Source organism: Chryseobacterium sp. HMWF035 (assembly GCF_003094695.1).
In the GTDB taxonomy this organism is placed as follows: Bacteria; Bacteroidota; Bacteroidia; order Flavobacteriales; family Weeksellaceae; genus Chryseobacterium; species Chryseobacterium gambrini.
On the sequence record NZ_QEHP01000150.1, the window covers coordinates 1 to 25491 of the forward strand.

The following is a 25491-nucleotide window of genomic DNA, read 5'->3' on the forward strand; positions in this document are numbered from 1 at the left end:
GTGATAAAGTTTAGCCTTATTATATGTATAGAATAAATTTATTTTGAATTATGTTTACAGAATCATTATTGTTAAAGTCCAACTATTTTTCTAATAGATTTTTATTTCAATCAAATCCTGAAGCATTATTTTGGTTAAATAATGATTAAATTTCTGGTCATATTTTATTAATTTATGAATTAATTTAATTATTTAAAATATTGATTTATAATTATTTATCATATTTTTTGAAATTTTTATTGATCATTTGAATATTAATTATATATTTATCCCGAAAGTATTTCTGCAAATTTTCAGTGTAATTTATGCAATCGATTACACAATGTTTAACCGGTTTTGTTAAAACCGCAAAAATGAATAGTAAAGAAGATGACAAAATCTGAGTTTCGTTACGCCCATCATCCCGAAGATGTAAAAAAATATACAACAGAGGATTTAAGAAGGGAATTTCTCATGAATAACTTATTCAATGAAGATCAGATCAATGTAGTGTATTCTATGTACGACAGAATGATTGTCGGAGGCGCAATGCCGGTAAAAAGCTCATTGAAGCTTGAACCGACTGACGATTTGAAAGCTGAACATTTCTTAGACAGAAGAGAACTGGGAATCATCAACGTAGGGGCAGCCGGAAAGGTGACTGTTGATAGTGAAGTTTTCGAACTGGGAAATAAAGAAGCTTTATACATCGGAAAAGGAGCAAAAAATGTGGTTTTTGAAAACGGAAACGAAGGACAGACCTTATTCTATTTCAATTCTGCACCCGCTCATCATTCTTATCCTACAAAGAAAATTACAAAGAACGAAGCGGAAATTGTAGAATTGGGCGAAACAAAATACGCAAACAGACGAACAATCAATAAACTGATTGTGAACAGCGTATTGGAAACCTGTCAATTACAGATGGGAATGACGGAACTGCACGAAGGAAGTGTCTGGAACACGATGCCTTCTCACACGCATATCCGAAGAATGGAAGCTTATTTCTATTTCGATCTGGAAGAAGATCAGGCGGTAAGTCATTTTCTGGGGCAGCCTCATGAAACGCGTCATATCTTTATGAAAAACAACGAAGCCGTGCTGTCTCCGGAATGGTCTATTCACTCAGGAGTCGGAACATCCAATTACACCTTCATTTGGGGAATGGCGGGAGAAAACATGGATTATGGCGATATGGATGCTGTAAAAACTAACGAACTCAAGTAATTTTTCCACATGAATTTATTCGATTTATCCGGTAAAGTTGCCGTTGTTACAGGTGGAACTCACGGATTGGGAATGGCAATGGCAGAAGGTCTTGCCGCAGCGGGAGCCGAACTGGCGATCACAAGTACAACACCGAAAAAATTAGACGAAGCTCTGGAATATTATCATTCCAAAGGATACAAAGCAACCGGATATATTTTCGATGTGACCGACGAACTGGAAGCCGCCCAGAAAGTAGCCTTAATGGAAGCTGCTCATGGGAAAATAGACATCCTTGTCAACAATGCAGGAATCATCAAACGCATTCCGGCAATTGATATGGAAGTGGAAGACTTTAGAAAAGTAATCGATGTAGACCTTACCGGACCTTTTATCATGTCCAAATTAGTGGGGAAATACATGATCAAGAGAAAATCAGGAAAAATCATCAACATCTGTTCGATGATGAGTGAGCTGGGACGCGATAATGTTGTAGCGTATGCTTCGGCAAAGGGCGGACTTAAAATGCTCACCAAAAATTTAGCAACAGAATGGGCGAAACATAATATTCAGGTAAACGGAATCGGACCCGGATATTTTGCAACGTCGCAGACAGAACCCATAAGAGTGGACGGAAATCCGTTCAACGAATTTATCATCAGCAGAACTCCGGAAGGAAGATGGGGAAATCCTGAAGATCTTGCAGGAACGGCTATATTTTTAGCTTCAGATGCAAGTAAGTTCATCAACGGACAGATTATTTACGTTGACGGCGGAATTTTAGCAACCATCGGGAAACCTGCTAATGAATAACACTAGAACTTTAAGAATGAACTCTTTTATTACAGATACTTTTTTATTACAAAATAAATACGCTGAAGAATTATACTTCAACTACGCAGAAAAACAGCCAATCATTGATTATCATAATCATTTGACTCCTAAAGATATTGCCGAAAACACGGTTTTTGATAATATTTCTAAAGTCTGGATTTCGGGCGATCATTACAAATGGAGAGCGATGCGTACATTAGGAGTGAACGAAAAATTCATTACCGGAGATTCTTCAGATAAAGAAAAATTTGAAGCGTGGGCTAAAACGGTTCCGTATACATTAAGAAATCCTCTGTATCACTGGACGCATTTAGAACTGAAAAGATATTTCGGAATTGATGAATTGCTGAATGAAAACAACGCTTCAGAAATTTACAATAACATCAACGCTCAGTTGCAGACTCCCGAAAAATCCACAAGAGGTTTGCTGGAAATGATGAATGTGGAATCTCTGTGTACAACAGAAGATCCAACAGATATTTTGAATTATCATCAGGATTTGGCAAAAAGCGGCTGGAAAGTAAAAGTAAGTACCGCATTCCGTCCTGATAAAGCGATTTTAATTGAAAACCACAACTTTGCAGATTATATTGCCAAATTAGGCGAATCGGCAGGAATTGAAATCAATTCTTACCAGACTTTGTGCGATGCATTATTAAAAAGAATTGAATATTTCCACGAAAACGGATGCAGATTATGCGACCACGGACTGAACAATATTTCATTTGAAGAAGCTACGGAAGCGGAAGTAAGTGCCATTTTCAATGATAAACTTTCAGGAAAAGTAATTGCCGAAAAGCAGGTGAATCAGTTTAAAACAGCCATTTTACTGTTCTTAGGAGAAGCGTATCACAAATTTGGCTGGGTTCAGCAGTTCCATTTAGGAGCTTTGAGAAACAATAACGAAAGAATGCACAGAATTCTCGGTCCCGATACAGGATGGGATTCTATCGGTGACTTCGTTCAGGCTGAAACTTTGTCTAATTTATTAAACGCTTTAGACGGAAAAGACAAATTAACGAAGACTATTTTATACAATTTAAATCCTGCCGACAACGAAATTTTCGCAACGATGATCGGAAATTTCAACGATGGAAGCATCAAAGGAAAAGTACAGTTCGGGTCAGGATGGTGGTTTTTAGACCAGAAAGACGGAATGATCAAACAGATGAATGCCCTTTCAAACATGGGATTGATAAGCTGTTTTGTAGGTATGTTAACCGATTCAAGAAGTTTCCTTTCTTTCCCGAGACACGAATATTTCAGAAGAGTGCTTTGTAATCTTTTCGGAGAAGAAATGAAAAACGGAGAATTGCCACAGGATATGGAACACGTTGGGAAAATTATTTCCGATATCTGTTACCATAATGCTAAAAATTATTTTGATTTTTAATTGAAAAAACTCTCGCAGATTTCGCAAATTTTGCAGATTTAAAATGATCTGTGTCATCAGCTAAATCTGCGGGAGATTTAAAATATTTTAAACCATTAAGGAGAATTAAGAAATTAAGTTTTGATTAAGATAAAATCAAAAATTTTAATTCAGCAAGAATGCTTAAAGCGAAGCTCAACTTAATTTTTCTAAACTCCTTAAATAAATCTTAATGGTTAAAATAAAAAATATCTGTAATTTTTATTAATAAAAAGTCTTTGTGGTCTTCGCTGAGTGAAACGCCTTTGCGAACTTAAAAATATACATTGAGTTTTAAAAGAAAATCTTTGTGTTAAAAAAATCAACAGATATTCAAAAAATTAAGGTTAGTAAAAACTTATGGGTAAAATACTTACTTTCGGCGAAATCATCATGCGGCTTTCCCCTCCCGGAAACAGAACCATGAAGCAGAGCCACGAAATGGAATTTTTCTTCGGCGGAACAGAACTCAATGTTGCTTCTTCATTGGCAACCATGGGATGCGAAGTAAAGCATGTAAGTGCTGTTTCAGACGATTTCGTGGGAGAATCGGCGCTTTCTTTTGTCAAAAGCTTCGGAATTGATACCAATTTTATTTCTAAAAATGAACATCCTTTAGGTTTATATTTCTTAGAAGTAGGATCATCGGTTCGCGCAAGCAGAATTGCGTATAACAGATTAAACGGCTCATTTGCAAATATTGAAGCAGGGAAAATCGACTGGAAAAAAGCTTTGGAAGACTGCGATTATTTTCACTGGACAGGAATCAGCCCCGGAATTTCAAAATTGGCTTATGAAAGTCTCAAAGAAGGTTTACAAACCGCTCGTGAATTAGGAATCGAAATTACCACAGATCCGGCTTACCGTTCCAATCTTTGGAAATATGGAAAAAACGGAAACGAAGTGTTGAAGGAACTGGTTTCTCTATCAACCAACTTCATTGGTGGAGTAAATGAAATCAACGAAATCTTAGGAACTCAGTTTTCATCAGATAAAAACGGATTCTTAGAAGCCTGTGAAGAATTAAAAAGACAATGTCCGTCAATTCATAAAATTTTCGACAAAATAAGAATTGGGGTTACGGCAAGTTCTCAGCAGACGCAGGGAAGAGCTTTGGTCAACGAGAATTATTTTGAAACCAAATTTTTAGAAATCGACAACGTAGTCGACAGAATCGGAACGGGTGATGCATTTGCCGCAGGTTTGATTTATGGATTATTAAATTTTGATGACGAAAAAGCATTGAATTTCGCCAACGCAGCATGTGCCATCAAGCACACTATTTTAGGCGATATCAATTATTGCAGTGCAGAAGATATCCTTGAAGTAATGGCAGGAAATTCAGGAGGAAGAATAAAAAGGTAGCTGGCTTTTGGCTCTTAGCTTTTAGCAATTGGCTTTCAATAGAACTAAAACGTTGTGGACTTTGCTGAGTGAAACGCCTTTGTGAACTTAAAATATACATCAAGTTTTAAAAAGAAAATCTTTGAGCCCTTTGCGTTAAAAATAAAGAGGTGCTGAAGTTACAGCATGCTAAAGGATAGACTTAATCTTATTAAAAATTATTTTTAAACAAGATAATTCAACAAAATGACAAAAATTCAAACCGTTACCAACGCCATCGTTAATCAGGGGATTTTACCTTTGTATTATAATGATGATGAAACGGTAACCATAGACATACTGAAATCGCTTTACAAAGCAGGAATTCAGGCAGTAGAATATACAAGCCGTGGAGAATCTGCATTAAGCAATTTTAAAAAAATGATAGATGTCCGAGATTTAGAAATGCCTGAAATGCTACTGGGAATAGGAACAATTAAAAATCTACAGCAGGCTGAAGAATATTATGAAATCGGAGCAGATTTTTTCATCAGTCCGGGTTTTGTAGCTGAAGTTGCCGCATTTTTAATTCCGAAAGACCTATTGTACAGTCCGGGTTGTATGACGCCGACTGAAATCATCACCGCTGAAGCAGCAGGAGTAACATTTATTAAATTATTTCCCGGAAATGCTTTGGGAGCAGGATTTATGAGTTCCATCAAAGATGTTTTCCCGAATCTGAAATTCATGCCGACAGGCGGAGTGGATACCACAAAAGAAAACATTGAAAGCTGGTTTAAAGCAGGAGTTTCTGCGGTGGGAATGGGAAGCAAACTCATCAGCAAAGATTTGATGGCTGCCAAAGATTATTCGACTATAGAAAATGAAACTAAAAAAGTGCTGGAAATTATTCAGACTTTAACTAAATAGATTACTATGAGTTCAGCTAATACTGTTAAACCAACAACCTACAGATGGACGATATGTCTGCTGCTGTTTTTGGCGACAACAATCAATTATTTAGACCGACAGGTATTATCTTTAACATGGAAAGACTTTATAGCACCCGAATTTCATTGGAATAACAACGATTACGGAAACATCACTGCGTTATTTTCTATATTTTATGCAGTAGGAATGCTTTTCGCAGGGAAATTTGTCGACTGGATGGATACTAAAAAAGGTTTCCTTTGGGCAATCGGAGTTTGGTCTGTAGGTGCAGTTCTACACGCATTCTGTGGAATTGCCACTTCAGGAATTCTTACCGGAAACTGGTTTGCAGGTTTTCAGGGATCTAAAGAATTGATTTCTACAATTTCCAATACTTCTGCGATCATTAGTACAAGTGTTACGTTGTTCATTTTTGCACGTTTCGTTTTGGCAATTGGTGAAGCAGGGAATTTTCCGGCAGCAATTAAAACCACGGCAGAATATTTTCCTAAAAAAGACAGAGCATTTTCTACCAGTATCTGGAATGCGGGAGCAACAGTGGGAGCTTTGGCAGCACCTATTACGATTCCTTTTATTGCCAAATCTATGGGTTGGGAATGGGCGTTTATCATCATTGGTGCACTAGGATTTGTATGGATGGGACTTTGGGTTTTCGTTTATAAAAAGCCACATTTACACAAGAGAGTTAATGAGCACGAATTGACTTATATCAATCAGGATCAGGACGATCTTCCGAATGAAGATACTTCGATTCCTGAAAAAGTATTTACGTTTAAAGAATGTTTCAGTTACAGACAGACTTGGGCTTTTGCCTTCGGAAAGTTCATGACAGACGGCGTTTGGTGGTTCTTTTTATTCTGGACTCCGGCATATTTAAGTTCGGTGTACGGAATGGATTCTACTCAAAGTGCTTTGCCATTATTCGTATTGTATATGATTACCTTACTTTCAATAGTCGGAGGTTGGCTTCCCAAATATTTTGTTGAAAAATTAGGAATGAACGCTTACGCAGGAAGAATGAAAGCGATGTTAATCTTCGCATTTTTTCCTTTATTGGCTTTGTTAGCACAACCTTTAGGAACAATTACGTATTGGCTTCCTGTTTTAATTATTGGTATTGCAGGTGCAGCACATCAGGCTTGGTCGGCAAACATTTTCTCTACGGTAGGCGATATGTTCCCTAAAAAAGCCATTGCTACCATTACCGGAATTGGCGGAATGGCAGGTGGAATCGGTTCTTTTTTAATTAATAAATCTTCCGGATTATTATTCGATCACGCACACAAAGCATGGTCAACAGTTGACGGAACTCCTTTACTGGAAAAATATCCGCAATACATCAACGAAAGATTACCGGATGGATTTTTTGAGCAGTTGGAAAAATCAGGAGCAATAGTTTCAGACGGAATTGATAAAGGTTATATGATTATTTTCTCAATCTGTGCCGTCGCTTATCTTATTGCCTGGACAGTTATGAAAACATTGGTTCCTAAATACAAAGTGATCAGTAAATAAATTTTGACGAAATTTTAAAAGAACTCTTACCAGTTCAAATAAAAATTTTGAGATCTTAGCTGAGTGAAACGCCTTTGCGAACTTAAAAATATACATGAGATATTAAAAAAATCTTTGCGGACTTTGCGTTAAAAAAATGTCCTGTAGCAAGATTTAGCAGAATTAAAAACACATTTAATTCAAATTAGAAAAATGGAAAATCAGATAAAACAAAAATTAAATCGTGAATTAAGTAATACTCAGGAAAAACTTCCCATTAAAATCGTTCAGTTTGGTGGCGGAAATTTCATGCGTGGATTCACAGATTATGTAATTGATAAATTAAATAAAGAAACCGACTGGAAAGGGGGGATTGTCAACTTACAGGCAACACCAAACGGCTCTATTCAGAAAATGGAAGAGCAGGATAATTTATATACTCTTTTCACGAGAGGAATTAAAAAAGGAGAAATTATTGATGAAAAGCACGTTATTTCTGCCATTCAGAAATCAGTTAATCCATATTCTGATTACCAGGATTTTTTAGCTTTAGCGAAAGAAGAAGAGCTGGAATTTGTCTTTTCCAATACCACGGAAACAGGAATTGCTTACGACGAAACGGAAACTTCTTACCAAGGTCCGCACAAAAATTTCCCTGCAAAAGTAGCGGTTTTACTTTACGAAAGATTTAAACATTTCAACGGGGCGGCTGATAAAGGATTGAGAATTATTCCCTGCGAATTAATTGAAAACAATGCATTTGTTTTAAGAGATATTATCATCAAATATGCTCAACTTTGGAATTTAGAAGATACATTTGTGGAGTGGATTCATCAAAACAATTATTTCCATAATACACTGGTGGACAGAATTGTTCCGGGCTATCCGAAAGACGATGCAGAATCTTATGAAGACCAGTTGGATTATGAAGATCAGATGATGGTGGTTTCAGAAACATTCCTTCTTTTTGTCATTCAGGAAGCCGGAAATTTAAATGATAGAATTCCATTCAACAAAATCAACGAGCAGATTTTGGTGGTGGATGATATTCAGCCATACCGTTTAAGAAAAGTCAGAATTCTGAATGGCGGTCACACTTTAATGTTGGCTCCGGCAATTTTATCAGGAAAAGAAACGGTTAAAGAATCTGTGGATGATCAATTTATCGGAAAGTTTTTGAAGAATGCGATTTTTAATGAAGTGAATCCAACCTTAGGTTTAGATGAGACTGAACTGAAAGAATTCGCGGAAGAAGTTTTCGACCGTTTCAGAAATCCTTTCATCAAGCATCATTTAGCAAGTATTGCTTTATATTTTATATCTAAATTTAAAGTAAGAGTATTACCAAGTTTACTTACCTATGTTGAAAACAACGGAAAATTGCCGGTAAACCTTACCTTTTCTTTAGCAAGTCTCATCAGATTCTATCAGGGAAGTTTCGGCGAAAAAGCGCTTCCTTTAAATGATGAAGAAGGAATCGTTGCTAAATTTAAAGAAATCTGGACAAACGAAGAGTATGAAAAAGTAGCTGAATTAGCGCTTTCTGAAACTTCTTTCTGGGATAGAGATCTTACTCAGGTTGAAGGTTTGAAAACAGCAGTGGCAAATGCATTGTACGAAATCGATCATAATGACATGGAAACTGCCTATAACAATTTTGTAGAATTCAATTCTTAAAAAATCATGCAAAAGAAAATCCTGAAAGTAAATCCCAAAGACAACGTTATTGTAGCACTGCTGGATTTGTCTGCCGGAGAATCGGTACATCTTGATGGTGCAGAATACACGGTGGTAAAAGATATTAAGGCTAAACATAAATTTGCTGCTGTAGATTTTCAAGAAGGAGATCAGATCATCATGTATGGTGTCATTGTCGGAAAAGCCAATCAGTCCATCAGAAAAGGAGAAGTCATTACAACCGAAAATGTAAAACACCAAAGCGCAAAAGTAGAAGGCAAAACTGAAACTTTAGGCTGGACTCCGCCGAATGTGGACAAATGGAAAGACCGTACTTTCATGGGATACCACCGTGAAGACGGACAGGTGGGAACGGAAAACATCTGGCTGTTTTTCCCTTTGGTATTCTGTGAAAACAAAAATATCGAAACGCTGAAAGATATTTTTGAAAAAGAGCTGTTACACGAAAAAGCAAGTAAGCATCAGCTTTTATTAAGATCATTATTGAATGGTGGTGAAACCTCTGATACTGCAGTGGAAGAGGAAGAAGACACCAGAGTATTTAAAAATATCGATGTAAGATTCATCACGCATCAAGGCGGTTGTGGCGGAATTCGTCAGGACGCGGAAGCATTGGGAAGGCTGTTTGCAGGATATGTCAACAACCCGAATGTTGCCGGTGCTACGGTTCTCAGCTTAGGCTGTCAGAATCTTCAGGTGCAGATTTTTATGGATGCGCTTCACGCTTTGGCGCCCGATAATAAAAAACCGATTGTTGTTTACGAACAGCAAAAATCGGGAACGATTGATGAAATGCTGACCGGCGTGATCAAAGATTCTTATGAAGGAATTAAACAAGCTAATAATATTGAAAGAAAACCTGCCTCCATCACAAAGCTGAATATCGGTTTGGAATGTGGGGGTTCCGACGGTTTCTCCGGAATTTCTGCAAACCCTGTTTTGGGTGAAGTTTCAGATATTATGGCAGCAGTTGGCGGAACAACAATGCTTGCCGAATTCCCTGAATTGTGCGGAGTAGAGCAGGAGTTGGTGAACCGTTGCATCAATGAAGAAGACGGTGTGAAATTCCTTCAGTTGATGAAAGATTTTGAAAAATCTGTCGTGGCGGCAGGTTCAGGGTTTGATATGAATCCGTCTCCCGGAAATATCAAAGACGGTTTGATTACCGATGCCATGAAATCCGCGGGAGCAGCTAAAAAAGGTGGTTCTGCTCCGATTGTTGAGGTTCTTGATTTTACAGAATACGCAACAAAACCCGGGCTAAATCTGCTTTGCACCCCCGGAAATGACGCCGAATGTACAACAGCTTTGGTTGGTTCCGGAGCAACCGTTGTCCTTTTCACCACAGGTCTCGGAACACCGATGGGAAATCCGATCGCTCCGGTAATTAAAATTTCTTCAAATACTATTTTAGCTGAAAAAATGTCTGATATTATCGATTTCAATGCAGGAACGGTCATCAGCGGAGATAAAACCATTTCGGAAGCAGCAGACGAACTGCTCGAATACATCATTAAAGTGGCAAGCGGCGAAGTGAAAACCAAAGCAGACTTACTGAATCAGAATGATTTCATTCCATGGAGACGAGGAGTCTCTCTGTAATGGGTTAATTATATTAAATATTAGGGTTGAAAATGCTTCCTGCTTTGTGTGGGGAGCATTTTCTTTTTGGGCGATAGCGCGGATTTGTAATCCGTGCTTATTTCCTACTTACAATAAGTGGCTCTAACATTTTGATAACATTTCATTGAGCGTAAAGTCACGGATTGCAAATCCGCGCTATCCGATGTCGCGGATTTGCAATCCGTGCTGATTTCATATTTACAATAAGGAACTATAATATTTTAATAGCTTTGCATTGAGAGTAAAGTCACGGTTACAAATCCGCGATATCTGGGCTGATAATTATAAATAAAAAAGTTCACAATAGTTTTAAAAATCTTTGATTTTTATTCTTTTGAGCGCTTTGAATATTATTGAAATTAGCTTTAACATTGTCTTTTGTGCCTTTTGTGGTTAGTTCTGAAATTAGTTTAAACAAGTTTTTTATCAGAAATTTAAATATTTCACATTTTTGAATATATTTAACTAAAAAAATGAAAGAACAAAGACCTCCAATTCCAGATCCAATAGCAAGAGAAGTTAGACAGAGATGTGGATTCGGTTGTGTTGTCTGCGGATGTCCTATCTACGATTATGAACATATGTTAGAATGGTCAAAAGTTAAGAGACATGTAGCCTCTGAGATAACACTTCTCTGTCCTACGCACCATAGGGCAAAAACAGCGCGACGTTTACCATCATTCATAGTTGAAGAAGCTAATAAAAATCCTTTTAATTATAGAAAAGGACTTTCTACTCCTGATATTTTATATTATTCTGGTAATAGTGCAATAGTTAAGATGGGAGATTCATCCTTTTACCTAAATGATGTTGGTTTAGGAGGACATATGATCCCACTTATGGTTAAACAATTTCCAGTTATTGAAGTAAATCTTAAAGATCAGCATTTTTTTGTTAATATGAATTTGCTGGACGAACGGAATAATGTAATTCTAATTATAAAAAACAATGTTATGCAGTATTCAGTTGGAATTTGGGATATTGAATATATTGGACGAAGACTAATAATTAGGCAACGTCAAAGAGCAATCTTTGTAGATATAGAGTTTGAAATACCAAATATAATAAACTTTAAACGTGGAAAATTTTATTTTAATGGTAATAGTTTCAAAATTACTAATGAAGGATTAATTGTAAATGATTTAATAACATTATCAAGAGTTACAATGTCCGATATTCATGTAGGTATTTGCTTATGAAAATCTAACCGATGCCCGATGTCGCGGATTTGCAATCCGTGACTACGACTCGCAACAATTCACCCCATAAAAACCACAAGAACATCCAAAGGATTATCGAAGTCTGCATAATTCCGTGCACTACTGAAATAATAATGCTCAGGTTCTGTCACAATTTTCTGTTTCACAGGATTTTGGTGAATATAATTTATTTTTTCTTTAATCCATTTGTTAGAAAAAACTTCCTCGGCATGATATCCATCTTGCCAAACTTTGAATTTTTGTTCACGAGATAAATGTTCGCAGGATTTTTTAAAATAATCTAGCATCCATTCTTTTCTGCTCTCAGTTTCAGACTGTATGGTTTCAATGATTTTTTTTGAAGTAAATTTTTTAAAATCACGCATGATTTCAGATAATGTATACTTTCCATCTGCTCTGCAGAAAATATGCAAGTGATTTGACATTAGGCAATAGGCAAAAATAGAAAGTCCTTTTTGAGCCTGACAGTATTTTAAAGATTCTATAATTATCATTTTTTGTGATAATCTGGTAAATACATCAACCCATCCGACAGTAGTAATTGTGATAAAGTAAGCCTGATCAATATCTAAAGCTTTGTATTTTGTAGACATTTGTGTTTTTGTTTAAATATACAAAATATTTTTTTCGATAGCGCAGATTTGATAGTGTGGATTTGTAATTTGATAGCGGGGGTTTGATAGCAGGATTTGATAGCGCGGATTTGTAATCCGTGCTTAGAACATTAATAGCATATTTAGGTCACGGATTACAAATCCGCGACATCGTTCACGTTCCCAAACTCAAATTTGCCGTTCCTAGCCCCTCCCGATACGTAAAATATACATCCTGACACGTCCCACGAAAGTACCGACACATTCTTCAAAGGTTTCGATACGTTACCCAACCTATCCCGACACGTTCCTAAAACATCCGTTGGCGTTGCAGATATCTTCAGCGAGGTAATGTAAGTCTTAGAATAGATCATGCAAACTATCCGGACAGGTAAAAGATAGATAAAAGACCTCTCCGAATCTTTTGTGAAGGTATCTAAGAGGGTAGATGATGTCGGGTGACCATTTAATGACATATCGAGGTGATTAAATGACCGCTCTGGATCTTTACTGAACGTATGCAGAACAGTAAGTAATGCCTTGACATCATTAAAAAGCGTGTCGGAACAGTTAAAAGATTAAGGCAAAGCATAAAAATACCCCTCCTTAGAATTGGGAGGGGTAATATGTGTGTTACTGTTTACTTTTTCTCTTCAGGCGGAGCGCTGGAAGTTGAATTTTTCACGAAGAACTGTTTCAGATCTTTGTACTTGTCTTCAAATCCCGGTGCTGAGGTTCCCGCTTTGTAGGTGGTGTACGAATAATCCACCAAAGCCGACTGATAATTGTCGTAATCATGCAGCGTTTTGGAATTTTTAAGTCTCGTAATAATACTTTCAAGCCTGCTGATCATCATTTCCATATTGTTTCGGGAGGTATGATCTCTGTTGAATTCGTCCCAGTCGACTTCGGGAGAACTCAGGTTGGGCTGACTGCTGTTGTAGTCGTAAACTTTGTTCACAAAGAGCTTGTTTTGCTCGTTAATGCTTCCGTAACGTTTAAGGTCTTCAGCGGAAAGATTAAAATTAATTTCAGCAAGCGCTGTTTCCAATGCCGTGATGGCATCCTGTGCCGTAGTGATCTTTGCACTGCTCAAATGAACGGAGTTCAGATTCGTTAATCCCATCATTTTTGATTTTAAAGGTTAATACTGTTTATATAAAATCGTGTGTTTTTTTAATGAAAACGAATGTAGTAAAAATTTTTATTCAGACACTAAATTTGTTTATAATAATTATTTGAAAAGTCTTCCTGCTTCCGCAGAGAGCATTTCTTTTCGTTCATAATCTTTAAAATTTCGGTTTTATATAAAACACTTGTAAGTGATTTAAAAATTTTATGCCTTAGTAATCAGTAAATTAAAAATATTCATTATGAAAAATCTTAAAAAATTAAAAAGAAGTCAGTTGGTGCTCATCAGCGGCGGCGACGTTGCGTATGCAGTCTGCGATTTGGATGGAAACTGTCCACCCACTGTAGGATCTTACTACTGTAATGATGGTATATGCTACAGAGTGACCGGCGGCGGTGGAGGTGGTGGCGGATGGTGTAATGAACCTATTCGTCTTTGTCAGGAATGGGAAACAGGTTGCGGATGTGTTTACTAGCAAATCTTTGGTAAAAGTAAAGCGGTTTTTTCAACCGCTTTTTTTGTTTTTAGAATATTAATAAAAAGATGAGGTGTACATTTTAGATGTTTATCAATTCTAAGTTTTGTTCAATGATCTGCCTTTTCGTCCTTTTTTCGGATTCCTTTAGCGTAATAATATGAGAAAGCTTATCGATTAATCCATTTTCAGAATTTTGTGAGAAAATGACTTTAATTTTGTCTTCACCTTTTCTGCGGTTTTCAGTTTCATGGATAAAAAGTCTGAATAATTCCATTTTCCACGATTCCTCCATATAATCAAACTCTTCCAAAACGAAAAGAGAATTATTTTCGGAAATCCAATCCCGATGAAAATCTAAGATTTGGTTTCCGTTGTATTTTTTTGCTTCATACCATGGTTGATAAAGCTGTTCTTTTTTTATAAAGTCTAAATATTCATGGAATAGTTTCATCCCGGCCGGAAACCTGAAGGTTTCATAATTTGTATTTTCAATAATATAACCGACGAAATTTCGCCTTTCAGTTTCAGATTTCCCTACAACTAAAAGGTGCTTTTTATCTAATATTTTTAGTATTTCATCTTTCATGTTTTTGTTGAATCAACTAATGATTTAATATTTTATTATAATGTCATAAAATTTAAGATATCATTTTTAATATTTCTTTAACTAGAGCTTGCTTTTCTTCGTCATTCAGGTTAAAGTTGTTTCCATCACGTGCATATTGAATTAGATGTCCATCCTGTTTACACCATTTTATCATTCTGTTAATTCCGCTTTTGGTAATTATTCCCTGATCATTTTCAAACTTTGGAGGTGAGGAGAGATGAATCAGTTTAACATAATTTTTCAAAGCAATCACTAATCTGCGATCCTCATCTTTCTGCTGCAAACCATATTTTATAAAATGAGTTTGATCAGAGTTTCATTCAAAATGTTACAGCCGTCTCATCCTATCTGTCTCAGAATTTAACAGTGTTAAAATATTGCTGCGGTTACGACCTCCTCTGAATCCATTATATAAGTCATTCTCAAGTTTCTTTATTTCATCTTTTATTGGATGATTTTCAATTTTTTCTTCCAAAAATGATTAAACAAATGAGAAGTAAATAAATAGATTATCAAACGATAATACAGATGAGTAATCCTTACTTAGAATATATTATTGCTGAAAGTCAAGTATTATCAATCAGCGAAATCTGGTTTTATAATATGTTGAGATTAGTTAGGTTAAAATATAAATTCAATTTCTGAGAATATATCCTGTATTTCGTCTTGCTCTTCTTCCGTAAAATCATTGTCAATGAGTGAGAGCTCTTTCAGCTTTTTAGCATTCTTCAATTCTTTTGGTAAAGCGTTCAGCCTATTATTGTCCATACCTATAGAAAACAAGGCAGGCATTTTTGCAATAGAAGCAGGCAGTTCTTCTACCTGGTTATCATGCAGATTAAGATCCTTCAGTTTTATCAGGTACTCTACGGAAGAAGGGATTACTTTAATGTCATTTTCACTCAGATCCAGTATTTCCAGTCTTTTAAGTTTGTCGATAGATGTCGGAAATTCATTGAGGCGGTTTCCTTCCATGTTCAACTCTCTCAAGTTTGATAACTGTTCGGCGTCCTGTGGCAGAGAGCTCAGTTGATTGAATGACAATTCAAGAACTTTTAAACCGGAAAGCTGCCCGACTTCTTTTGGTAATTCCGTTATTGCATTATGATTCAAGAATATACATCTTAGTTTTTTAAGATTTCCAATGGTATCTGGTAATGTATTCAGTTTGTTATTGGCAATGGAAAGGAAGTCAAGTTTTTTGAGCTCACCTATGCTTGAAGGTAATTCCTGAAGTTTATTATAATCTAAAGATAAGGTATGTAGTTTCTTTAGTTTACTAAAATCAATGCTGATGTCGGTAAGCTGATTACGGGACAAATCCAGATTTTCCAACTTTTTAAGTTTACCAATTCCTGAAGGCGCTTTTTGAAGTTGGTTTCTGTTAAGATTCAGATAAGTAAGCTCTGTCAATTGGATAATTATTTCCGGCAATTCGGTAAGTTTATTTTCACTCAGATCCAAACTTTTCAGATTTTTCAACTCACCAACAGTAAGCGGAACTTCCTTTAGATTCTGTTTGCTAAGGTTTAAAATGGTAACTTTATCCTTATAAATTAATGCTTTTTCAATAGATGTAAATGTATGGGCTGCAGGATTAAGATGCATCAGCAAAAGTTCATCTTCAGTAGAGAGAGGGTTATCTGAAAAATTTACAGATTCAAGCTGATCAAGATTTTTGAGTTCCTGAGGAATTCCGGAAATAGCATTCTCACTAAAATCACACTTTTTAAGCTTAGTGAGCAACCCAAAAGATGCCGGAATAGCTTTCAGTTTATTGCCCTGAACACGAGTTTCCTCCAAGTCGGATAATAACCCAATGTTTTGAGGAAGTTCTTCAATGTCGTTGTAGCCGAGTTTCAATATTTTAAGCTTCTTTAAATTTTCTATCCCATCCGGAATCTCTGTTATTTCTGAATTTAACGAAAGATCAAGATGTTCAAGTTTTTTAAAGCGAAGAATCATTTCCGGAAATTCTTTCATTTTGTTTTGAGAGAGATCCAGCTTTTTAAGGTTGGTCAGTTTTGCAAAACCAATAGGCAACTCATCAAAACAGCCGTCGCAGGCAAAAGAAGTAAGGCTTTGCAGGCAGCCTATAGAATCCGGTAACCTGGGACCGAACATTGTTTTTTTAGAATAGTAATAATCCATTACAATGCCGCTAAAATTCAGAGGTGTAAGAGATAAATGATGGGAAGGGTAATGTTCAAAATTAGCTGACAAAAAGCGTTTGATTTCGTGTACATAATAGCTTCCATCATCAAGTGTTGCTTCAAAGAAATCGCAAATCTCCGCAATTACATTGAGTTGGTTTTCTGAAGCAATATCTTTTGCCTGCTGGATGCTTTCTTTAGTGCTGTTGGTAATAAGTGTTTTTAATTCAGATAAAAGTTCCATATATATTAGTTGTGGATGCAATATACAATTATTAGAGAAAGAAGGAAAAATAAACGTGATCTTACCAAAGTAACATCACGTCTATTTTATAGTATTGAAATCTTTGCGCCTGATATCAGATCAACAATTCTTCAGCGTCTGTAAGCTCGGTTTTGTAAAAGATATCATAGATGGGTTCGTATTCTTCATCAAAATTATTTTCCTCGGCATAATCCCAAAGTGCACTGTAGCACATTTTGTCGAAAACAAAGGCATCACCACCTTCATGAAGTTTGGGTACGTCGAGATGATAGACCCAGTTTCCGACGGCTTTGTTTTCATTTGTCCATAAGATTCTTATGTAGCCATTAGTGGCATTAATGAAAAATAACAGCTGTTTTGCTTCCGTCGCTTCATCATTTTTTCTGTTTTCTATGATGCGGTCTACAACTTTTTTTAAATCTGCAGTGAGCTGCTCCAGTTCATTGGCATTCGATGTGTAAATTGTTTCATGTTCATCGGGGTTCATTCTTCTCCAGGACATAATTTTTGTTTTTAGGTATTAGTATTATTTTTAATTGATGTTTAAAACTATCATTAATTGCCAGATATATAAAGGGATTTTTCAAGGCCGATGCGAAAAGGAGAATAGACCCAGAGTAAAATCTCCGGTTTATCAAGTTGTTGTTCAATATCTTCTTTTTTTATATTAGAAGAGGGAACATTTACTTCACGAAGTTTGGGAAATATATTCAAAAGACTGAAATCAGAGATTTTATGGTCAGAAAGATTCAGGCGTTCCAGATTTTTTAGCTTTTCCAGACCTTTCAGACTTTCAATATAATTTTCTGCCAGATCAAGTGTTTTTAAATTGATAAGATGATCCAGTTTGGATATACGGGAAATCTCACAGCGACTAAGATCAAGTTCTTCAAGGTTGAGTAGGTTCTCAAAAGCGATTACATTTTCAAAATTGTAGCATTCACAAATCAAAACTTTTAATTTATCTAATCCACTAAAATCTATTTTTTGTTCACCATAAAAACTCACTTTAAGTTTCTCAAGATTTGGAAATTTATTTAACAATGCTACGGGAACTTCGCAGTCTTTTTCAATTTTTAAGTCTAATATTTTTAATTGCTCTAATCTGGGTAGTTTATTGATGATTTCTCCCTTCACAATAAGTTTTTCAAGTGCAGGTAACAGAGCGAGATTTTCCAGATCACCATCATCACTTAGAGTAAGTGTCTGTAAGGATTTGAGATGTCCTAATCCTTCAAAATAAAAATTATTAAATGTAGATAACCATAAATTTTCAATATTTTTCAGTTCTTGTAAATCCAGTGTTATAGGCTCTGCAATTTTACGGTTTTGTTTTTCAATGGTGAGTTGAAGTTTTTTAAGGGATTTTATCGACAAAATATCCTGAGCAAGTTCGAGACTGCGTGTTGAGGTTTCAATTTTTTCTAACGCAGTAAAATGTTTTAGTTCATCCTGATTCCTAATCATCCTGATTTTATTCCAATCAAAAGCATTAAAAGCTTTTAAAAATCCTTTCAGTGGTAACAATTTTTTGACGTCTATATAATGATTCTTTTTATCAGGATGGTGGGCATCGAATTCTATATCTTCCAGCTTTGTAAAATATTTGAAAGCTTTCTGATTTTTAACCTCCGTGTGTTCAAATCTAATCTTTTGAATTTGTGGTGCTATTGATGAATAATCATTCAGATCAATAGAACATCTGTTAAAATAAAGTTCATTTAATTTTGAAAAATTTTCTAGATAACCTGTATTGGTGAGGTTGTAATCTTCTATCATCAAATGTTTGATATAAGGGGCTATTGATGCCAGAAGTTTTGTATCAAAATTTTGGATAGTCCAGTCCGGATCCCAACCAAAATTCGGCGGTTGTCTCGAGATCACACATCTCTCCAGCTCAAAGGGTTTTATATCATGATCAGGAATAATAAGATCATGAATTTTTATATCAGGATATAAACCTAGTTTTTTTAAATCAGGGAACTGACAGATACTTTTTAAGCTCTCTACTTCACAATTGTGTAAAGACAAATTACTTACCCCATTTGAAATTGGGATGAAGAGATTGAAGTTCTTCAACTTCATATTCTCAAAATCTAAAAAGGTAAATTTTCCTTTATTTCGTTGATATTGAATGTCGCTTTTTGACTCAATGAAATTGGTGTCATTGATTGTAAGACTATATAAAGCAGGAAAAAGATTTAGTTCATGAATATTATTAACTGTACATTTAGTAAAGGTAACATATTCCAGATGATTGGAGACAGGCAGGAAAAATCCGGGATGTGGAAGATTCATCTCTTCCAGAATTAAACATTGAAAATGACCATGTGAGGTTTTGGCTTTTGGTATGTCAGGATCGAAAGTTGCTTCAATGGAACATTTTCTAAGCGTGAGGTATTGCAGGTTTATTTTGTCAATATCCTCCAGACTGGCGATGGAACATTCTGTTAATGTCAAATAATGAATTTTGTCAAAAACAGGCTCAAGTGCAGAGAAATCTTCAAAATGTAAGTTCGAGAGATATAAATTATTATAGCCATCATAATAAGATTTTCCACTCTTTTTTATTTTTCTGTCCCATTCTTCAAATTTGATATTAAGGGAATCTTCAAGTTTTTGGGTAATAGTTTTAGGATCACTCATATTTTTAAATTAGGCTAAAAATAAGCTCTTTTTATTACTTATAATTTTTTTTCAGGTTGTGTTTCTAGTCAATAATTATTCGGAAAGGAGTAGAAGGTCTGTAGTACCAGATTGCCACTTCCGGTTTGTCGAGCTGTTTTTCGGCATCTTCTTTTTTTATTTTATTCTTTGCAAGATTGGCTTCACGAAGCTTGGGGAGCTTATTCAATACACTGATATCGTAGATTTTGTTATCATAGAGGTTCAGGCGTTCAAGATTTTTCAAGTTTTCTAAACCATCGATGTTTTCAATTTCGTTTTCTTCCAGATTTAATGTTTTTAAATGGGTAAGATTATCCAGTTTAGTTACTTTGGAAAGCCCGCAATAACCGAGATCCAGTTCCTCAAGTTTGGGAAGATTTTCTAAAGATACAATGCCATCAAAATCGCTTCCAAAGAGTGTAAGTATTTTTAATTTTTCCAAATCCTTGAGTTTTATTTTCTGCTCTTCTGATGCCCTTAAATCAAGTTTTTTAAGATTGGGAAATTTATCATGTAAATTTATCTCACAATATTCTCCTCTGCTGTATAATTTAAGTACTTTTACCTGCTCTAAACGAGGGAGTTTATCGATCGCATTTACCTCAATAAATAGTTTTTTAAGTGACGGCAACTGCGCTAAACTTTCCAGATCGCAATCATCATCTAAAATAAGCTTTTTCAAAGATTTTAAATAACCGATTCCTTTAAAATAAAAATCTCCAACGGTACCCAAATTTAATTTTTCCACGTTTTTCAGATGTTGCAAATCCAGAATAATGGGTTCAGTAATTTCAGGTTCCAGTTCTTTAATATAAATATTCAGGTCCAGATTTTTAAGAGATTCCATAGACAATATTTTCTGTGCAAATTCTATAGAATCAGCGCTGATATCAAGCTCTTCTAATGTAGTAAAATTTGTTATCTGGTCAATGTTCTGAATGACCTCATTATTCCAAAGAATGATTTTCTTTAAACTTTCTTTTAAAGGCAAAAGCTTCTCAAGATTTATTAAATTTCGATCTTCAGGACGATCTACTGAAACTTCTATCTTTTCGAGTTTTGTAAAATATTTGAAAGCGTACTGATTTTTTATTTCGGAAGTATTAAAATAAATCCGCTTAATTTGTGGTGCCACAGATAAATAATCTTCCAGATCTACGGTGCATTTTTCAAAATTGAGTTGATTTAACTTTGGCAAATGTTTCAGATAATCTGTATTGATCAGTTTGTATCCTTCTACTGTCAGATTTCGGAGATAAGGAGCAGCCGAAAGGAGCAGTTTTGCATCAAAATCAGGCTGTACTACATCCGGAGTCCAGTCATAAAATGATACAAATGACTGAATAATGCATTCTTTAAGTTTAAACTGTTGTGAATTATCATATTCAGAATTGGGATCATTAATTTTTAATTCAGGATCAAGATGAAGCCTTTTCAGATGTGGAAACTGACTGATGTTTTTTAAACTGTCCAGTTCGCAGTCGTATAATTTTAAAACAGTTATTTCTTTCAACACAGGAAGATACGAATCGAAATTTTTCAATTTCATATTTTCAAATGTCAGCCAATTGAGTTTTTTTATGGAATCCTGCTTATATTGAATGTTGTTTTCAGACGTAATAAACTGACTATTATTTATATTTAAGTAATATAAGGAAGGAAAAAGATTTAATTCGTAAACATTGCTGACGGTACATTCTGTAAATGTAATATCATGAAGATATTTGGAAACAGGTAAGAAAAATCCGGGATGCGGAACATCCATATCTTCCAGATATATACTTTCAAAATTCCCCTTAGTTGTATTAGCTTTAGATACGTCCGGATCAAAAGTTTCTTCCATTGAAATTGAACATTTTTTCAGAACAAGGGTTTCCAGTTTTTTCATGCGATGCATATCGTTGGCATTGGCAATAGAACACTCTGTTAATATAAGTGTATAAAGTGTTTCAAAAACAGGTTCGAGTGCGGAGAAATCTTCAAAATGCAGGTTTGAAAGAGATAAATAACTTAATTTGCTTGAAATATAGCAAGAATTTTCATCTTCTTTCTCTACTTTATCAAATTTGATATTAAGAGTATTTTCGAGTTGGCTGATTATAGTTTTAGAATCATTCATATTTTTCAATTAAATAAGGGCTGTTTTTACGCAATATAAAGCATTTCCATCATATTGAAAATCATTTTGTAAATGTTTTCTGATGAAAATGAATAGGAGAATATTTTAGAAAAAGATAAGAAATTACTTTCTCTTCGAAGACTTTCGGATATGAAGCTGAGGAGCCAGTACCACTTTTTTCTCTATGGAAACACCGAAGCTGTTTTCCTTTACACTTTCGATAAAAACCTGTCCTGCCATTTTCCCCATCGTTACCGGAGTCTGGTCTACAGAACTCATCGGAAGCTCCATAAACTGGGTGAAAGGTTCATTGGAAAAGCCAATTACGGCAACTTCCTGAGGAATTTTAATCTTCCTTTTCTTAAGTTCCTGACAGGCTCCCAAAGCAGCAAAATCACTGGACGAAAAAATGGCATCGGGAACAGATTTTCTTTCCCACAACTTTTTAATAGCATCAATTCCGGCGTCAATAGAACTTCCAGTAGAAATAATATTTTCCTCTTTTACAGAAAAATTATGGTCGATGAGTGCCTGTTTATAGCCATTAAGACGGTTGCGGTAAATCTCAAGATTCAGATCTCCCGAAAAATGACAGATGTTTTTATAACCTTCACTGATGAGGTGTTCCGTAGCAATATAACCACCCCGGTAATCATCAATCGTAACCGTACTTATTCCCGGAATATCCTTTTTACGGTCGAAAAATATGATCGGCGTATTTGAAGTATCTAAAATATTCTGGATATGCTCCGTTTCAACAGTTGTTTTGGAAACTGACATGAAAATACCGTCAACCTGCGCATTAAGAAGCGTATTCAGATGTTTTTTTTCAATGGTCACATCTTCATGGCTCTGGCAGATAATCACATGATAACCGAAAGGCGAAAGTTCCTCTTCAATGCCGCGTATAACAGAAGAAAAAAAGTTGGTATTGATATACGGAACAATAATTCCCACATTCTTCGTTTCACCGCTTTTTAAGGCTTTGGCAAGATTGTTCTGCTTATAGTTCATTTCTTTGGCAGTTTTTCTTACCAGTTCCTTCGTTGCCTCACTTATTCTCGGATGATCGTTCAATGCTCTGGAAACCGTTGCCACACTTACATTTAGCTTTTTCGAAATATCGTATATCGTGGCACTTTTTTTATTCATAAAAACTTTTTTCAGGATGATGATGTACTTCAAAACGAAATACGTTATTGAGGTAAATTTAATCAAATTATGGAGATTAAAAAGCAATTGAAATGATATTATAACAGAGAACTGTCATTATAAAAAAAAGGTATGCTTAAATTGCTGATTTTATTTACATTAAAAAGCAGTATGCTTAAGTTGAAAAGAGTAGATTTACATAAAATAAAACGTATTTCCGCTATTGTTAGATTTAGTTTTCTTAAGATTTTTCTGTAACAACAGTAAGTATAAATAATTTCAGTTTTGTATTGTTAATTGAGATAGTTTTGTAATTTGTAAAAATATTTTTATAACCATGAATTTGCAGAGGAAAATATCATATACTGTTCTCATTTTACTATTCTTTTCGGGAAGCCTTTTCTCGCAGAATTCAATTTCTGAATTTAAAGATAAAATAGATCTTTACCTGCTGGATAATTTCGTTTGGATGACTGATAATGATACGGTTTTTGTCAGTAATTTATATGATTATTCTGGTGACAGTTCCCGTGAATTTTATTTTTATAATAGTAAAACCAGGCAAAAAATATTTCCCTACGGATTTGAAATGGCTTATCCTTTTGTCGGAAAAACTGCCGTTGTAAAGTATAAAAACCGATGGGGATTGATTGATCGGAGCGGAAGATTTATTTTTTACTCTTTATCTTCCTATCCGGTTAAATTGACTTCTTATGAAAAATATGCAGTATTTGATGAGGTCACCAGATATGATGTAAGAAACGGAATTTTCCGGGAATCTTCTATTTACTGCGGAGAGCCTGCAACGCCCGATTATTTTATATCAAAAAGCCTAAACGGGAAATATAACTTGATTGAGGTAAATAAAGGACCGGTTTTTAAAATAGATGTAGATTCTATTATTTCTAAAAAGGATTTGATATATAAAAGTACAAATCAGGACTTACTGATCTTAAAAAAGAAAAATAAATATGGTCTTTATCTGCCTGATGGGACTGAGATTCTTAAAATAAAATTTGAACACGCAAAATTTATAGGAAATTATGTCATGTTATACGAAAACAGTAAGTGGAATTATTATACCTATGAAAATAATAAACTCAACTTAATTCTTTCAACACCACTCGAATGTATTACTCCTGCTTATCAGGCTAAAGTTATTGGAGTATTTAAAAAAGACAACAAATACAATCTGTTAAAAACCAATGGTGAAACTTTACCGGAAAGTTTTGATTATATAAGCGACACGGCAACTTACGGAGTAAAAGAAAATGTTCTTGTTATCTTCGATTCTGAAGCAAATTATTATAATTACGCTGAAAAATAACTTTTAAATTTAAATATGAGTAACAGAAATCGGGGAAAAAATACGGGCGACGATACCTTATTCGGTTCCGCAAAACAGCTTGAGAAAATGAAATCGGCAGTTCAGGATATGCAGTATTTATTAAGCCGGAATTATGCTGAAAAAGCTTCGTCGGAACTTGTCGGAAATCATTACCGCCTCAAAACAAGACAGATTCAGGCGGTTCGAGGAGCTTCCGCTTCAGAAACTCAGCTTCAGAACAGAAAATCTAAACAGCTCAAAATTTCTGAATTGAAAGTTAAAACCTTATATCTTGATGGCTTCAATGTCCTGATTTTACTGGAAAGCCTTCTTTCCGGAGCTTATATTTTTGAAGGAACAGATGATTGTTTCCGGGATCTTTCCGGTGTTTTCGGAACCTATAAAAGAGTAAATCAGACGCAGGAAGCTATTGAACTCGTTGCTTCATTTTTTCATATATCTCATGCAGAAAAGCTGATCTGGATTTTCGACAAACCAGTTTCAAACAGCGGAAGAATCAAACAGATCATTATGGATTTTGCCATTGAAAATAACGTCAACTGGAACGTTGAACTGGAATTTAATCCCGATAAATTTTTAGCAGAAAATGCCGAAATTCTCGTCACTTCTGATGCATGGATTCTGGATCACTGCAAAAGCTGGTTCAATCTCATCGGATATTTAATTCAGGAAGAAAATCTTTCGGCTAATGTTATCAAAATGTGTTGATTTAAACACAAAGGCTATATATAAAACACAAATTGTACAAATATCAACACTAAAAAACACAAATAATTTATTGTGATATTTGCGAAAACATTAGTGTTATTCGAGTTTAAGTAAACACAAATTGCACAAATAAAAACACTAAAAATCACAAATAATTTATTGTGCTATCTGTGAAAACATTAGCGTTATTCGAGTTTAAGTAAACACAAATGGCACAAATATTAACACTAAAAAGCACAAATAATTTATTGTGCTATCTTTGAAAACATTAGCGTTATTCGAGTTTAAGTAAACACAAATTGCACAAATATTAACACTAAAAATCACAAATAATTTATTGTGATATTTGCGAAAACATTAGCGTTATTCGTGTTTAAAAAAACATAAGTCGCACAAATAATTTATTGTGATATTTGCGAAAAACATTCGTGTTAAGTATCTAAAAATAAATAATAATACATTTTTCTAAAAACTTGTATATTTCTCTTGTTAATAATTGAAGTATGCGATTTATAGAATTAACAGAAGAA

Annotated in this window: 21 protein-coding genes; 12 read left to right on the forward strand and 9 right to left on the reverse strand. The window is 34.9% G+C overall.

Annotation, left to right across the window (positions count from 1 at the left end; genetic code table 11):
- The first annotated feature begins 369 nt into the window (after positions 1-369).
- From kduI to DD829_RS22865, 9 genes are all read left to right on the forward strand, one after another.
- Positions 370-1206, forward strand: coding sequence for a 5-dehydro-4-deoxy-D-glucuronate isomerase (kduI, locus tag DD829_RS22825; RefSeq protein ID WP_108409076.1), 837 nt, complete (start codon positions 370-372; stop codon positions 1204-1206).
- A 9-nt stretch (positions 1207-1215) separates the two neighbouring features.
- On the forward strand, positions 1216-1998 hold the full coding sequence (locus tag DD829_RS22830) for a gluconate 5-dehydrogenase (protein WP_108409077.1): 783 nt from the start codon (positions 1216-1218) through the stop codon (positions 1996-1998).
- 16 nt (positions 1999-2014) lie between these two features.
- Positions 2015-3412, forward strand: coding sequence for a glucuronate isomerase (gene uxaC, locus DD829_RS22835; RefSeq protein ID WP_108409078.1), 1398 nt, complete (start codon positions 2015-2017; stop codon positions 3410-3412).
- A 378-nt stretch (positions 3413-3790) separates the two neighbouring features.
- Positions 3791-4795 carry a sugar kinase gene (locus DD829_RS22840; protein WP_108410252.1) on the forward strand — a complete coding sequence of 335 codons (1005 nt, stop codon included), beginning with the start codon at positions 3791-3793 and terminating at the stop codon, positions 4793-4795.
- Between the two features lie 225 nt (positions 4796-5020).
- The gene (locus DD829_RS22845; protein ID WP_108410253.1) at positions 5021-5683 is read left to right on the forward strand and encodes a bifunctional 4-hydroxy-2-oxoglutarate aldolase/2-dehydro-3-deoxy-phosphogluconate aldolase; all 663 of its coding nucleotides are present in this window, start codon (positions 5021-5023) and stop codon (positions 5681-5683) included.
- 6 nt (positions 5684-5689) lie between these two features.
- A complete protein-coding gene (locus tag DD829_RS22850; RefSeq protein WP_108410254.1) occupies positions 5690-7219 on the forward strand; it encodes an MFS transporter in 1530 nt (509 codons plus the stop codon).
- 192 nt (positions 7220-7411) lie between these two features.
- Positions 7412-8875: a tagaturonate reductase gene (locus DD829_RS22855; protein ID WP_108410255.1), complete on the forward strand. Its 1464-nt coding sequence runs from the start codon at positions 7412-7414 to the stop codon at positions 8873-8875.
- 6 nt (positions 8876-8881) lie between these two features.
- Positions 8882-10498 carry a UxaA family hydrolase gene (locus DD829_RS22860; protein WP_108410256.1) on the forward strand — a complete coding sequence of 539 codons (1617 nt, stop codon included), beginning with the start codon at positions 8882-8884 and terminating at the stop codon, positions 10496-10498.
- Positions 10499-10992: 494 nt separating this feature from the next.
- Positions 10993-11718, forward strand: coding sequence for an HNH endonuclease signature motif containing protein (locus tag DD829_RS22865; protein ID WP_108410788.1), 726 nt, complete (start codon positions 10993-10995; stop codon positions 11716-11718).
- Positions 11719-11777: 59 nt separating this feature from the next.
- Here DD829_RS22865 and DD829_RS22870 read toward each other — a convergent pair whose 3' ends face one another.
- Positions 11778-12332 (reverse strand): REP-associated tyrosine transposase, encoded by a 555-nt coding sequence (locus DD829_RS22870; RefSeq protein ID WP_108410789.1) that lies wholly within the window; start codon positions 12330-12332, stop codon positions 11778-11780.
- 640 nt (positions 12333-12972) lie between these two features.
- A complete protein-coding gene (locus DD829_RS22875; protein WP_410493827.1) occupies positions 12973-13461 on the reverse strand; it encodes a hypothetical protein in 489 nt (162 codons plus the stop codon).
- A gap of 244 nt (positions 13462-13705) precedes the next feature.
- On the opposite strand from DD829_RS22875, the gene DD829_RS22880 reads away from it, so the two are divergent.
- A complete protein-coding gene (locus DD829_RS22880) occupies positions 13706-13939 on the forward strand; it encodes a hypothetical protein (RefSeq protein WP_076392864.1) in 234 nt (77 codons plus the stop codon).
- 82 nt (positions 13940-14021) lie between these two features.
- Here DD829_RS22880 and DD829_RS22885 read toward each other — a convergent pair whose 3' ends face one another.
- The 7 genes from DD829_RS22885 to DD829_RS22915 all read right to left on the reverse strand — a co-directional run bounded on the left by DD829_RS22885 (position 14022) and on the right by DD829_RS22915 (position 22905).
- On the reverse strand, positions 14022-14528 hold the full coding sequence (locus DD829_RS22885) for a hypothetical protein (RefSeq protein WP_116548200.1): 507 nt from the start codon (positions 14526-14528) through the stop codon (positions 14022-14024).
- A 52-nt stretch (positions 14529-14580) separates the two neighbouring features.
- Positions 14581-14832 carry a hypothetical protein gene (locus DD829_RS22890; protein WP_123906975.1) on the reverse strand — a complete coding sequence of 84 codons (252 nt, stop codon included), beginning with the start codon at positions 14830-14832 and terminating at the stop codon, positions 14581-14583.
- Positions 14833-15170: 338 nt separating this feature from the next.
- A complete protein-coding gene (locus DD829_RS22895; protein WP_108411354.1) occupies positions 15171-16946 on the reverse strand; it encodes a leucine-rich repeat domain-containing protein in 1776 nt (591 codons plus the stop codon).
- A 115-nt stretch (positions 16947-17061) separates the two neighbouring features.
- A complete protein-coding gene (locus DD829_RS22900; RefSeq protein ID WP_108411353.1) occupies positions 17062-17469 on the reverse strand; it encodes a hypothetical protein in 408 nt (135 codons plus the stop codon).
- Between the two features lie 53 nt (positions 17470-17522).
- Complete coding sequence (locus DD829_RS22905; protein ID WP_108411352.1) at positions 17523-19613, reverse strand: leucine-rich repeat domain-containing protein; 2091 nt, start codon at positions 19611-19613, stop codon at positions 17523-17525.
- A 64-nt stretch (positions 19614-19677) separates the two neighbouring features.
- Positions 19678-21753: a leucine-rich repeat domain-containing protein gene (locus DD829_RS22910; RefSeq protein ID WP_108411351.1), complete on the reverse strand. Its 2076-nt coding sequence runs from the start codon at positions 21751-21753 to the stop codon at positions 19678-19680.
- Positions 21754-21876: 123 nt separating this feature from the next.
- Positions 21877-22905 carry a LacI family DNA-binding transcriptional regulator gene (locus DD829_RS22915; protein ID WP_108411375.1) on the reverse strand — a complete coding sequence of 343 codons (1029 nt, stop codon included), beginning with the start codon at positions 22903-22905 and terminating at the stop codon, positions 21877-21879.
- A gap of 337 nt (positions 22906-23242) precedes the next feature.
- On the opposite strand from DD829_RS22915, the gene DD829_RS22920 reads away from it, so the two are divergent.
- Both DD829_RS22920 and DD829_RS22925 read left to right on the forward strand, forming a co-directional pair.
- Positions 23243-24232 carry a hypothetical protein gene (locus DD829_RS22920; protein WP_116548201.1) on the forward strand — a complete coding sequence of 330 codons (990 nt, stop codon included), beginning with the start codon at positions 23243-23245 and terminating at the stop codon, positions 24230-24232.
- Positions 24233-24247: 15 nt separating this feature from the next.
- Entirely contained in the window at positions 24248-24961 is a 714-nt protein-coding gene (locus tag DD829_RS22925; RefSeq protein WP_108411300.1) for a DUF434 domain-containing protein, read from the forward strand.
- Positions 24962-25491 lie beyond the last annotated feature (530 nt).

Bases quoted from the DNA above. Each gene is read 5' to 3' on its own strand.
- kduI (WP_108409076.1), top strand. From the start codon at position 370: ATGACAAAATCTGAGTTTCGTTACGCCCATCATCCCGAAGATGTAAAA.
- DD829_RS22830 (WP_108409077.1), top strand. From the start codon at position 1,216: ATGAATTTATTCGATTTATCCGGTAAAGTTGCCGTTGTTACAGGTGGA.
- uxaC (WP_108409078.1), top strand. From the start codon at position 2,015: ATGAACTCTTTTATTACAGATACTTTTTTATTACAAAATAAATACGCT.
- DD829_RS22840 (WP_108410252.1), top strand. From the start codon at position 3,791: ATGGGTAAAATACTTACTTTCGGCGAAATCATCATGCGGCTTTCCCCT.
- DD829_RS22845 (WP_108410253.1), top strand. From the start codon at position 5,021: ATGACAAAAATTCAAACCGTTACCAACGCCATCGTTAATCAGGGGATT.
- DD829_RS22850 (WP_108410254.1), top strand. From the start codon at position 5,690: ATGAGTTCAGCTAATACTGTTAAACCAACAACCTACAGATGGACGATA.
- DD829_RS22855 (WP_108410255.1), top strand. From the start codon at position 7,412: ATGGAAAATCAGATAAAACAAAAATTAAATCGTGAATTAAGTAATACT.
- DD829_RS22860 (WP_108410256.1), top strand. From the start codon at position 8,882: ATGCAAAAGAAAATCCTGAAAGTAAATCCCAAAGACAACGTTATTGTA.
- DD829_RS22865 (WP_108410788.1), top strand. From the start codon at position 10,993: ATGAAAGAACAAAGACCTCCAATTCCAGATCCAATAGCAAGAGAAGTT.
- DD829_RS22870 (WP_108410789.1), bottom strand. From the start codon at position 12,332: ATGTCTACAAAATACAAAGCTTTAGATATTGATCAGGCTTACTTTATC.
- DD829_RS22875 (WP_410493827.1), bottom strand. From the start codon at position 13,461: ATGATGGGATTAACGAATCTGAACTCCGTTCATTTGAGCAGTGCAAAG.
- DD829_RS22880 (WP_076392864.1), top strand. From the start codon at position 13,706: ATGAAAAATCTTAAAAAATTAAAAAGAAGTCAGTTGGTGCTCATCAGC.
- DD829_RS22885 (WP_116548200.1), bottom strand. From the start codon at position 14,528: ATGAAAGATGAAATACTAAAAATATTAGATAAAAAGCACCTTTTAGTT.
- DD829_RS22895 (WP_108411354.1), bottom strand. From the start codon at position 16,946: ATGGAACTTTTATCTGAATTAAAAACACTTATTACCAACAGCACTAAA.
- DD829_RS22900 (WP_108411353.1), bottom strand. From the start codon at position 17,469: ATGTCCTGGAGAAGAATGAACCCCGATGAACATGAAACAATTTACACA.
- DD829_RS22905 (WP_108411352.1), bottom strand. From the start codon at position 19,613: ATGAGTGATCCTAAAACTATTACCCAAAAACTTGAAGATTCCCTTAAT.
- DD829_RS22910 (WP_108411351.1), bottom strand. From the start codon at position 21,753: ATGAATGATTCTAAAACTATAATCAGCCAACTCGAAAATACTCTTAAT.
- DD829_RS22915 (WP_108411375.1), bottom strand. From the start codon at position 22,905: ATGAATAAAAAAAGTGCCACGATATACGATATTTCGAAAAAGCTAAAT.
- DD829_RS22920 (WP_116548201.1), top strand. From the start codon at position 23,243: ATGAATTTGCAGAGGAAAATATCATATACTGTTCTCATTTTACTATTC.
- DD829_RS22925 (WP_108411300.1), top strand. From the start codon at position 24,248: ATGAGTAACAGAAATCGGGGAAAAAATACGGGCGACGATACCTTATTC.